General features: G+C 70.2%; 12 protein-coding genes. 4 read left to right on the top strand and 8 right to left on the bottom strand.

The genetic code is table 11. From position 1 onward, the window contains the following. Window positions 1–10 precede the first annotated feature (10 nt). Window positions 11–238: a nuclear transport factor 2 family protein gene (locus tag Q0W60_RS10090; protein WP_297695137.1), complete on the bottom strand. Its 228-nt coding sequence runs from the start codon at window positions 236–238 to the stop codon at window positions 11–13. Then, window positions 231–422, bottom strand: coding sequence for a hypothetical protein (locus tag Q0W60_RS10095; protein ID WP_297695138.1), 192 nt, complete (start codon window positions 420–422; stop codon window positions 231–233). Before Q0W60_RS10095 ends, Q0W60_RS10090 begins: the two co-directional genes overlap by 8 nt. Before the next feature lie 135 nt (window positions 423–557). Between Q0W60_RS10095 and Q0W60_RS10100 the strand changes: the two genes are divergently transcribed. Continuing rightward, complete coding sequence (locus Q0W60_RS10100) at window positions 558–839, top strand: hypothetical protein (RefSeq protein WP_297695141.1); 282 nt, start codon at window positions 558–560, stop codon at window positions 837–839. 308 nt (window positions 840–1,147) lie between these two features. Here the strand turns inward: Q0W60_RS10100 and Q0W60_RS10105 are convergent, their stop codons facing one another. Then, entirely contained in the window at window positions 1,148–2,575 is a 1,428-nt protein-coding gene (locus Q0W60_RS10105) for a carboxylesterase family protein (RefSeq protein ID WP_297695143.1), read from the bottom strand. A gap of 45 nt (window positions 2,576–2,620) precedes the next feature. Beyond that, window positions 2,621–3,310, bottom strand: coding sequence for a hypothetical protein (locus Q0W60_RS10110; RefSeq protein WP_297695145.1), 690 nt, complete (start codon window positions 3,308–3,310; stop codon window positions 2,621–2,623). Between the two features lie 306 nt (window positions 3,311–3,616). On the opposite strand from Q0W60_RS10110, the gene Q0W60_RS10115 reads away from it, so the two are divergent. The 3 genes from Q0W60_RS10115 (at window position 3,617) to Q0W60_RS10125 (ending at window position 4,773) form a co-directional block, all read left to right on the top strand. Next, window positions 3,617–3,898 (top strand): helix-turn-helix domain-containing protein, encoded by a 282-nt coding sequence (locus Q0W60_RS10115; protein WP_297695147.1) that lies wholly within the window; start codon window positions 3,617–3,619, stop codon window positions 3,896–3,898. Window positions 3,899–4,287: 389 nt separating this feature from the next. Further along, window positions 4,288–4,458 carry a hypothetical protein gene (locus tag Q0W60_RS10120; RefSeq protein WP_297695148.1) on the top strand — a complete coding sequence of 57 codons (171 nt, stop codon included), beginning with the start codon at window positions 4,288–4,290 and terminating at the stop codon, window positions 4,456–4,458. Window positions 4,459–4,545: 87 nt separating this feature from the next. Continuing rightward, window positions 4,546–4,773 carry a hypothetical protein gene (locus tag Q0W60_RS10125; protein WP_297695150.1) on the top strand — a complete coding sequence of 76 codons (228 nt, stop codon included), beginning with the start codon at window positions 4,546–4,548 and terminating at the stop codon, window positions 4,771–4,773. Window positions 4,774–4,779: 6 nt separating this feature from the next. On the opposite strand, the gene Q0W60_RS10130 is transcribed toward Q0W60_RS10125, so the two are convergent. The 4 genes from Q0W60_RS10130 to Q0W60_RS10145 are packed head-to-tail and all read right to left on the bottom strand — an operon-like array spanning window position 4,780 to window position 9,080. Then, entirely contained in the window at window positions 4,780–5,952 is a 1,173-nt protein-coding gene (locus tag Q0W60_RS10130) for an ABC transporter permease (protein WP_297695152.1), read from the bottom strand. An 11-nt stretch (window positions 5,953–5,963) separates the two neighbouring features. Further along, window positions 5,964–7,112 carry an FtsX-like permease family protein gene (locus tag Q0W60_RS10135; protein ID WP_297695154.1) on the bottom strand — a complete coding sequence of 383 codons (1,149 nt, stop codon included), beginning with the start codon at window positions 7,110–7,112 and terminating at the stop codon, window positions 5,964–5,966. Beyond that, window positions 7,109–7,801, bottom strand: coding sequence for an ABC transporter ATP-binding protein (locus Q0W60_RS10140; protein ID WP_297695156.1), 693 nt, complete (start codon window positions 7,799–7,801; stop codon window positions 7,109–7,111). The genes Q0W60_RS10135 and Q0W60_RS10140 overlap by 4 nt, the downstream gene beginning before the upstream one ends. A gap of 10 nt (window positions 7,802–7,811) precedes the next feature. Further along, the gene (locus Q0W60_RS10145; RefSeq protein WP_297695158.1) at window positions 7,812–9,080 is read right to left on the bottom strand and encodes an efflux RND transporter periplasmic adaptor subunit; all 1,269 of its coding nucleotides are present in this window, start codon (window positions 9,078–9,080) and stop codon (window positions 7,812–7,814) included. Window positions 9,081–9,280: the final 200 nt, after the last annotated feature.

A 9,280-nucleotide genomic window follows, 5' to 3' on the forward strand; every position in this document is an offset into this window, starting at 1 on the left:
GTCAAGAATTTCATGCACGGGGGGGCGAAGGGCTCGCCGGTCGGCTGCGCCAGCGGCCCGGGCTCAGATGCTCGTGAACCGTCCGCCACTGGCCGTCGATGCGCTTGAGGACCGAGGCGCCGCCGCCTCGCCCGGAGGCCGGCGCGCCGTCCACTTCGCCTGACCACTCGAAGCGAAACACCGCGACGGCCGCGTCCGGCTGATCGACGACCCAGGTCAGGTCCTTGACCTCATACACGTCGTCCTTGATGCCCTCGAAGTTTGGCCTTCATGGCCTGTTCGATCTCGGCCTTGCCGAACATCGCCGCGCCGTTGCTCCAGAAGTAGACGGCGTCGTCGGCGATGAGTTCCATCGTCCCGACGAGGTCCTTGGCGTCCATGCCTCGCAGGAGCTCTCGCTGGTATTCGGTGGGACTTTGCATGGCTGCTCTCGGAGCGTGGTCGCGCGTGTACGCGGCGCTCGGTCGGCTGCGGCGATTTTCACGCCGGGCCGGCCGGGACGCAAAGTTCCTTCGGCTACGCTGAAACCGTCAAGTCGCCCAACAAGTTAGGCCGGAATGTCGCGATACCACTTCCACCAAGAGGACGGCCGGTCCTATCCGGACGAGCAGGGTCTCGAGCTGCCGAGCATGCAGGCCGCGCATACGGCGGCGCTGCGGATGCTGATCGAGATGGTGCAGGAGAACGAGCCGGAGTTCTGGGCGTCCGGATCGTGGCGAATGATCGTCACCGATCACCGAGGGCTGGCGCTGTTTTGTCTCGACCTGTCGGCGACGCATGCGGCCGCCGGAGCGCGCGCCTGCGCCCATCCGCCGGAAGCGGGCCACGGCGCGCCCTAAGCCGTTAGCTGCCGGGCTCACGAGCCGCTCGGCCTATCAAAGGCGATGCCAGGGAACTCGGATGCGCCGCCGGGGCTTGGCAGTTCTGTAGCTTCCGAATCCGGCACGACCCGTGACGCCCTACCTGCTTCCCATCGCGTCCAAGCGCACATCCGACGGCGATCTCATCGCCATCTACAGGTCCCGCAATGGAGGGCTCGTGTACGTGCCCGCCATCGCCCGCTGGCGCGGCGCCGCTACTCGGCGAGTCCGCCAGCCAACCGGCCTCTGGCTCGACGACAGCCCGCTCTAAGCTGCGCGGCGTCTAGCTATTTCGCGTCTGGCTCTTCGGCCAGGGCGGCGTCGAGTTCGCGCTGGCGGAAGTGGCTGCGGACGCCGGCGGGCGAGCCGAACTCCATCAGCTGGTCGGTCGCGGGATCGTACTTCGGCCAGGACGCAGCCCCGCAGCGCGGGGTTCCGGTCTTGGCGAAGGAGACCCAGCAGGCATGGACTAGGGCGGCCATGGCCTTGTCCTCGTCGGAGGGATTGGCGGGGCCGGAGACCGGGTTGGCGGGGCTCGGCGTCATGATCGGGCTGAGCTCGCGGTCGAATACGTAGTAGATCTCGCCCGCGTGCGGCGCGCCTTGATTGTCCGGCGTCCGCTTCTCGGTGGGCACATAGGAGAAGAAGTAGAGCCAGCTCGGCTTCCCTTCGGCGGACCTGGCGGCGATGAACCGGGCCGGGGCGCCGCCCTCCTTGTTGGTCCAGTCCACCGCCGCCTGGCCCTTGAGCGAGCGGTCGAGCCACGCCTCCCAGCTGTTGGAGCCGACGATCAGCGGGACATCGACGGTGTGCTTGCGAGCCATGGCCTGCAGCGAGGTCTCGGTCATCAACCGACCGTCGACGATGGGGAACAGCGCGCCGCGCTGGGCGGCGACGAGCTTCTCCGCCGGGATCGCCTTCAGCTCGGCGAGGCCCGCGGTGGGCGAAGCGCCGGCGCGGACCGCCAGCGCCTGGCCGTCGGCCTGGGCTTTGGCGAGAGAGGGGGAGTCGCCCCAGGTGATGTTGGATTCGATGATCGCCTGGCTGAACAGGCCGCGCGCCTTCTTCAGGCCCAACAGGGCGTAGATGTCGATAGCGCCGGCGGATTCGCCGAACACCGTCACCCGCCGCGGATCGCCGCCGAACGCCTTGATGTTGGCCTGCACCCATTGGAGCGCGGCGAGCTGGTCCATCAGCCCGTAGTCGGCGAGCGGCTCGGCCGGGCCGGCCGCCTTGCTGATCGCCGGATGGGCGAAGAAGCCCAGAGGCCCAAGCCGATAGTTGATGAACACGGTGACGATGCCGTCCTTGGCGAAGGCGGGGCTGACGTACTGGACGCCCGAGCCGCCGAGGTTCGAGCCGCCGTGGATCCAGACCATCACCGGCGCGCCCTTGGCTCCAGCCGGCGCCACGACGTTCAGGTAGAGGCAGTCCTCGGAGGACTTCGGGCCGCCGGGGCGACTGCGCTGGGTGCAATTGGGCGAGGCTTCGGTGGCCGGGCGCTCACCGGTCCAGTGCGGCGCGGGCTGCGGCGGTCGCCAGCGGAGCTCCCCCACCGGCGGGGCGGCGAACGGGATGCCCAGGAAGCCGACCGCACCGCCTGAGCGGCCGCCGACCAGAACGCCCTCGGCGACCCTCACCTTCACCGGCTCGGCGCGCGCCGCGCTCGCGCAGATCAGCGCTGCGGCGAACACCGCACCGAACAACCTCAACATGCATGCCCCCAATCCGGCGCGGACCGATCGCGCGCTACACCGCCACTATGGCGGCGGCGCGGGGGTGACGCCAGGGGATCGGGGAGAGGCGCCCTGGGGTGCAAAGGACTGGGCGAAGGCGGGGTAGAGGATGATCGCGCCCGGCTTTGCGGTGAACGCGAATCCGGAGCCGGAGAGGCCGGCGGTGCGCACGCCGGGCCCGGTGGCGCCGGGGACGGTGAGCGGCGGCAGCGGCTTCAACGCGACGACGTCGACGGTGTTGTCGGGATCGATGGTGACCACGGCTTCGTCCGGGACGATGTCGGCGAACCGGCCCTTGGCCTGCAGCGCCCGGACCACCTCGGCGGCCGAGGCGCCGAGCCCGGCGGCGCGGCGCCAGTCGCCCGCGCTCAGGGCGGCGGCCTTCGGAGTGGGCGCCGGGGCGTTCGGCGCGGCCGGCGCCGGAGCGGCGGGCTTGGAAAGGTATTTGGCCAGGTAGGCCGAGATCGCGAGCTGCTCTTCGGCGGTCATCTCGGCGCCGGCCGACTGCATCTTGGTGATCTCGAAATCCCATTCGTCGGGCGTGTAGCGCGCAAACGCGAACTCGGTGGCGTCGTGGCAGGCCGTGCAGACGCGGACCACGACGTCCTTGCCGGGCCCGGCCGGGAGGGGGTCGTCGGCCGGCGCCTGGGCCGACACCGGACCGGCGAGGCCGAGGAGGAGCGCGGCGGCGGCTGCGATCGTTCGCGGGGTCATCGGCGGAGCATGTGCGCGTTGCGCCGCCGAGCCAAGGGCGGCAAGGCGTGTTGTTCCCCTGACAGGGGAACTTGTCGCTGCGGTGGAGATTAAATATAGCGCCTTTCCGAGGGACGCCCCCGAAGGCCAGGTGAACGCAGCAACCCCGCCTGGGCCCCGGTGCTTGGAAGCCGCCGGGGCCAAATGCTTCAGCGCCTGATCCGCTCCCCACCCGTCCGCGACGCGGGCGCCGTCATTGCACCGGCCGGCTCGACGAGCGCCGCGGTGACCCATTCTGGAGCATTCGCGGCCAGTAGGAGTGGCCGAGTGCAGGACGCGTTCAACCGGGAACTTGGAAGGTTGCTCAGGGAGCGGCGGCGGGAGCTCAAGCTCAGCCTGAAGACCGTGGCCGAGCTGTGCGGCGCGCAGTTCCAGCTGATCCACAAGTACGAGCATGCCGAGGCGCAGGTCTCGGCCTTCCGGCTGTGGCAACTGCTGCGCTCGCTTAAGCTCGACGCCACCGACCTGCTCCACGAGGTGGAGAAGGCGCTCCCGGCCGGCGCCGGCGAGGCGACCGCGTCATCGGCCGCCGGCCGCTCCGAACTCTGAGGACCGGGCGCGAGCGCGCGGGGCCGTCGATCGGTCCGGCGCAGCGGCGCCGAAGATCGCCTGAAGGTCAGCCGCCACCGAACCTGTCCAGGGACGGAACCTCGCCATGCCGTGCGCGTGCGGCGAGGCCGCGCCGCACCAGCCGACCTGGAATTCGACCAGCAGGTTCCTGAAGCTGTAGGTCACGGCTCGCGCCCTTTTCGCCCGAGAGGCCGCCGGCCGGGCCGGTGAGGCCGAAATCTGCAAATGACATAAGCGAAGGCAGAGCTTGGCGGTTCCCCTGATAGGGGAATGTTGCGCGATTTCAGGTCGCTGTCGCTCGCAGGACGGCCCGGAAACGGAACTCAGGAAATCCCACCTCCGTTGGTCCATAACCCATGGAGGTCATGATGCCCCGAGAGTTGATCGAGCCCCACAAGGGCGACAAACGCTATGCTCGGCGTGACGCGAACGGCCGCTTCAAGCGGGAGGTGGAGGTGGGTCGCTCACTCGCCGCCGATCGCCGCCAGCACGCCAAGACGAAGGCGAAGCCCGGCGAGGGAGATCGCGGCGACCGCTGATGCGGAAGGCGGGGCCCGACGCGAGCTTGACCATGATGCAACCAGAGCGCCATTATAACTTCGTTATGCGAAGGGCAGGGCGCGTTGGTGGCGCACTACAGGCTCTATTTCCTCGATCCGGCGGGGCACATCTGCAAGGCGGTCGAGCTGGACTGCGAGGATGACGCGCAGGCGATCCGCGGGGTCGAGCCGCACCGCGACGGCCGCGCCATGGAGCTTTGGCAGGCCGATCGCCAGGTGAAGACCTATCCGGCCGACCGGCGCGGCGCCGAACCGCCGGGGCGAAGCCCGCCGCATCGGCCGGGCGCCGCCTAGCCGTCCTCAGCTGGCCCTCAGCGCCTCGGCGACCGGCAGCCGCGCCGCGCGGATGGCCGGAAACAAGCCGCCGATCAGCCCGATCGCCAGCGCCACGCCCACCCCCGTCAGCGCCAGCCCCGGCGTGACGCTGGCCTGAAACGCCAGCCCCGCCGTGTCGATGCCGTGACCGTTGAAGCCGAGCGCGGCGATCCCCACGCCGATCAGCGCCCCGGGGATGGCCAGCGCCAGCGCCTCGATGATGATCGAGGCGACCACCGAGCCGCCGCCGAAGCCGATCGCGCGCAGGGTGGCGATCTCCCGCAGACGCGCATCGACCGCGGCGTAGAGGGTCGTGATGGCGCCCGCCGCAGCGCCCACCGCCATCACTCCGCCCACGAAGAAGCCGACGAAGTCGAACAGCACGCGCAGCTGCTTCATCTGGTCGCGGTAGTACTGGCCGAGCGTCTTCACCTGGGCGTTCAGCTGCGGGTTCGACATCACCCAGTCGCGGAAGCGGCGATAGTCGGACGGCGAGGCCAGCTGCACGCCGATGCTCTGGTAGGTCGTGTTGCCGAACGCCGCCTTGATGGTCTCCACGTCGCCGGCCAGCGAGTTCTCGTCGATCCCGCCCTCGTCGGCATAGACGCCGACCACCGTCCAGGGCGCGCCGCGGATGTCGATCTTGTCGCCGACGTCGAGGCCGCGGAAAAGGTCGTGGGCGGTCTTGCCGGCGACCAGCTCGTGCATGCCGGCCCGGAACATCCGCCCCTGGACGATGTGCAGGGTGGACTTGTTCATTAGGTTGCCGATCTCACCGGTGCCGCGCAGCATCTCGTTCTGAGGCGCGCCGTCCTTGCGGCGGATCACCTCGACGCCCACAGCGGCCAGCGGCTGGATCATGCGGCGCCCGTCGGCGGTGCGCTTGACCCCCGGCGCGGACTGCAGCACCGCGACATCGCCGGTGGTGAAGGCGCCGGCGAACTCCGAGGCGCCGCCCGCCGGCAGCAGCACGGCGCGGTCTTCCTGATCGTTGACGTCGACGAAGCGTCGCACGCCCTGGCCGATCGCCAGGATGCAGACCATCACCGCGACGACGGTGGCGACGCCGACCACCGTCACCGTGGACGGGCCGAGGCGCTGGGGCAGGGTGCGCAGCGCCAGGGCCGTCGCGACGAGGATTTGCCGGAGCGGATGCATCTCGCCTCTCCTCAGCGTCCCGCCAGGCCGTCGACGATGGACAGCCGCGCCGCGCGCCAGGCGGGTATCGCGCCGGCGACCAGCGCCAGCAGCAGGGCGACGATCAGCCCTGCGGGCAGGGCGGGGCCGGCCTTCACGTTGAAGTGGATGGTCTTCATCACCACCGGATAGAGCGCGGTCGAGATCAGCAGGCCTGCGATCGCTGCGGCCAGGCAGATCACCACCGCCTCGACGATCGTGATCCCGACCACCGTGGCGTCCCCGAAGCCCAGCGTCTTCAGGACCGCCAGTTCGACGGTCCGCTCGCGGCCGGACTGGATCATCACCGAGCCCACCGAGAACAGCAGCGCGAAGAACACCGCCCCGGCGATCAGCCGCACGGCCAGGCCGACGTCGCCAAGCCGCGCGATCGAGGCGAGCGCCAGCTGCCTGAGCGAATAGGTCTTGGTCTCGTGCGGCGAGTTGGCGAACTGGCGGTCGATGGCGACAGACATGACCCCCGACTTCAGCGGATCGTCGATCCGCACCAGGTAGCCGTTGACGGTGCCCGCGTTGCTGGCGCGGCTCTGGTCGATGTAGTCGTAGTTCAGCAAGACCAGGCCGCCGAACACGCCGTCGTCGGGGTTCGAGGGATAGATGCCGACCACGTCGACGGGGAAGGCTCTGCCGCCGTCCTTGTTGGTGTAGAACTGGGGCGTGAGCGGGACCCGGTCGCCCACCTTGAACCCGTAGAGCTTGGCGTGGTCGGAGGTCACTAGCGCGCCGCTCCTGGTCGCCTTCAGCGCCGCCCATTGGGCCGGCGTGATGTGCAGCTGGTCGTCGACCGCGCGGGCCTCGTCGGGATCGATGGCCTGCGCCGGCAGGAACGCGTTCGGCTGACGGAACGGGCCGCCGAAGAACACCGTCCGCGCGGCGGCTCTCACGCCCGGCGTGCGCTTCAGGATGTCGAGGTCGGCGATCGGCAGGCGGTCGAGCGGGCCGCCTCGGCTTTGGGTGATCAGCACGTCGGCCTGGGCGTTGGCCACTAGCCGGCTCAGGCCCGAGGTGAAGCCCTGCAGGATGCCGAAGATCACGAAGGCGCTGATGATCGAGATCAGCGTCAGCGCGGTGCGCCCCGGGCGCCGCCAGACGCCGGCCCAGACGAGCGGCAGGAACTTCACGCCGCTTCCGCCGGCGCGGCGGCGAGCGCGCCCTTGTCGAGGTGGACGACGCGGCTGGCGAACTGCGCGGCCTTGGGGTCGTGGGTGACCATGACGATGGTCTTGCCCTGTTCGCGGTTGAGCAGCTGCAGGAGGCCCAGGATCTCCTCGGCGGTCTCGCGATCGAGGTCGCCGGTGGGTTCGTCGCAGACCAGCAGGGTGGGGTCGGTGACGATGGCGCGGGCGATGGCGACGCGCTGCTGCTGGCCGCCGGAGAGCTCGGAGGGCTTGTGCTTGCGCCGGTCCGTGAGGCCGACGAGCTCCAGCGCCGCGGCCACGCTCTGCCGGCGCTGCGCGCCCGATAGGCGCGTCAGCAGCAGAGGCAGCTCGACGTTCCGCTCGGCCGAGAGCGTCGGCATCAGGTGATAGAACTGGAAGACGAAACCGACGTGACGCGCCCGCCACCTGGCGAGCTGGCCGCCGGAGAGGTCGTCGATGTGCTCGCCGGCCACCACCACCTCGCCGTCGCTCGGCCGGTCGAGGCCGCCGATCAGGTTGAGCAGCGTGGTCTTGCCCGAGCCGGAGGGGCCCATCAGCGCCAGGAACTCGCCGGGCTGCACCTCGAGGTCCAGGTTGTGCAGCACCTGGATGCTCTCCGAGCCGCGCTTGTAGCGCTTGACGACCCCGCGCATGCTGACCAACGGCTCCATCGCGCTCTCCTCAGCTCGCCTGCGCCTTGCGCCGGATCTTCACCGCCCGGCCGTCCTTCAGCTTGTCGGCTCCCTCGACGGCGACGGTCTCGCCTGGGCTGACGCCCGCGATCACGGTCTGGCCCTGGCTGGTCTTCTCCCCCAGCCTGACCGCGCGCCGCTCGGCGTGGCCGTCCGCGATGACGAACACCACCGTCTGGCCGCTGTCCTCGCTCTGCACCGCCTCGGGCGGCACGACGACGGAGCGGCCGGCCTGCGAGGCGCCGGCGGCGGCCGGCGTCGGGCTCAGGAAGGCGACGTGCGCGCCCATCTGTGGGATGATCCGCGGATCCTTCAGCTTCAGCCCGACGCGCACGCTGACCGTCGCCTTCGACTGGTCGGCGGTCGGCACGACGGCGATCACCTCGGCCGGGATGTCCCAGTTCGGATAGGCGTTCAGCTTGACGCTGGCCGGCATGCCGGGGCTCACCCGGTTGATGAAGCTTTCGGCGACGTCGACGTCGACCTCGAGCGAATCCATGTCGACGATGGTGCCGATGCCGGTGCGGGTGAAGCCGCCGCCGGCCGACACCGGGGAGACCATCTCGCCGGGCTGCGCCGCCTTGACGGTCACCACGCCTGCGAACGGGGCGCGAATGATGGTGTCGTCCTCGGCCCGTTGCTGGACTTCGACCGCGGCCTTGGCCGTCATCACCTGACGCTGTGCGAGGTCGAGGCTTTCGCGGGCGGAATCCGCTGCGGCCTTGGCGTCGTCGACGTCCTGCTCGCTCAAGAATCCGCGGTCGTGCAGCTTCTGGCTGCGCTCGTACTTGGGCACGGCGCCTTCGAGGTTCGCCTGGGCGACGCGCACGCTCGCCTGCGCGGCGGCGACCTGGGCGCGGGCCTGATCGAGCGCGGCCCTGGCGTTGGAATCGTCGAGCCGGGCGATCACCTCGCCGGCCGCCACCCGCTGGCCCTCCTCGATCATGACCTGCGCGACCTTGCCGGTGATCTTCGAGGAGACGGTTGCGGCGCGGCGGGCGACCACGTAGCCGGACGCGTCGAGCAGCGAGCCGCCCTGGGCCGCGCCGCCGCTCCAGGCGGGCTTGGCGGTGGCGACCTCCACCGCGACGAGGTCGGGCCGGGCCACGACGAACCAGCCGACCGCGATCGCGAGGGCCAAGCCGGCGGCGCCGCCCAGCGCCCAGGGCCAGAGGTCCGGACCGCGACGGCGTCGCCGCGCGCCGGCCGGCGCCTCGCGCTCGATCTTCAGCTGGCCGATCAAGGAGGCCTTGTTCAAGGCGGCGCCCCGGGCGGGCCGTCCTGGGACGTATTCGTCGCCACGTGATGACTGATCATCGGCATTCCTCGGTGCAGCATCTCCCGGTTGCAGCCGCGGGCGAAGTGAATTTCAGGAAAGGCTGCTCCGGTCCGCATCTTACGAGTGTAGTACGGGCTGTAAAGAGTCCGCGAGGGGTTTAGGCTCGTCGCCAAGGCCGC

Origin of the sequence: Phenylobacterium sp. (assembly GCF_025934275.1) — a bacterium.
Taxonomy (GTDB): Bacteria; Pseudomonadota; Alphaproteobacteria; order Caulobacterales; family Caulobacteraceae; genus Phenylobacterium.

Bases quoted from the DNA above. Each gene is read 5' to 3' on its own strand.
- Q0W60_RS10140 (WP_297695156.1), bottom strand. From the start codon at position 7,801: ATGGAGCCGTTGGTCAGCATGCGCGGGGTCGTCAAGCGCTACAAGCGC.
- Q0W60_RS10130 (WP_297695152.1), bottom strand. From the start codon at position 5,952: ATGCATCCGCTCCGGCAAATCCTCGTCGCGACGGCCCTGGCGCTGCGC.
- Q0W60_RS10110 (WP_297695145.1), bottom strand. From the start codon at position 3,310: ATGACCCCGCGAACGATCGCAGCCGCCGCCGCGCTCCTCCTCGGCCTC.
- Q0W60_RS10105 (WP_297695143.1), bottom strand. From the start codon at position 2,575: ATGTTGAGGTTGTTCGGTGCGGTGTTCGCCGCAGCGCTGATCTGCGCG.
- Q0W60_RS10100 (WP_297695141.1), top strand. From the start codon at position 558: ATGTCGCGATACCACTTCCACCAAGAGGACGGCCGGTCCTATCCGGAC.
- Q0W60_RS10095 (WP_297695138.1), bottom strand. From the start codon at position 422: ATGCAAAGTCCCACCGAATACCAGCGAGAGCTCCTGCGAGGCATGGAC.
- Q0W60_RS10120 (WP_297695148.1), top strand. From the start codon at position 4,288: ATGCCCCGAGAGTTGATCGAGCCCCACAAGGGCGACAAACGCTATGCT.